The organism is Pedococcus sp. 2YAF34, from assembly GCF_052114585.1.
In the GTDB taxonomy this organism is placed as follows: domain Bacteria; phylum Actinomycetota; class Actinomycetes; order Actinomycetales; family Dermatophilaceae; genus Pedococcus.
In genome coordinates, this window is sequence record NZ_JBFRFA010000100.1 from 1 (window position 1) to 464 (window position 464).

Annotated in this window: 1 protein-coding gene; it reads left to right on the plus strand. The window is 65.5% G+C overall.

Translation table 11 applies throughout. The annotated features are described in order from the left end of the window. Positions 1-464: aldo/keto reductase (locus AB4Z02_RS19060; protein WP_441972935.1), on the plus strand; the 464-nt coding region annotated here is incomplete at both ends.

Here is a 464-nt window from a genome sequence, read left to right on the forward strand (position 1 = left end):
CCCCTACATCCACGACGACTACATGGCGACCTGGCGCGCACTGGAAGGACTCGTGGATGAAGGCGTGATCCGGCATCTCGGCACCTCCAACGTCACGATCCCCAAGCTCGAGCTCATCCTCCGCGACGCATCCATTGCTCCGGCGCTCAACGAAATGGAACTCCATCCGACGTTCCAGCAACCCGAGCTCTTCCGTTTCTGCCTCGACCACGACATCCAGCCGGTCGGGTATTCGCCGCTCGGATCGCCGTCGCGACCCGAGCGGGATCGAACGGATGGGGACATCGTCGATATCGAAGACCCCACCGTGGTGCGGATCGCGCGGGAGCACGGCGTGCATCCGGCCCTCATCTGCCTGAAGTGGGCGGTGGCTCGCGGCCAGATCCCCATCCCGTTCTCCGTGAAGGAGAGCCAGTACCGCGCGAACCTCGCGGCCGCCCTCGAAGACCCGCTCTCGCCGGAGC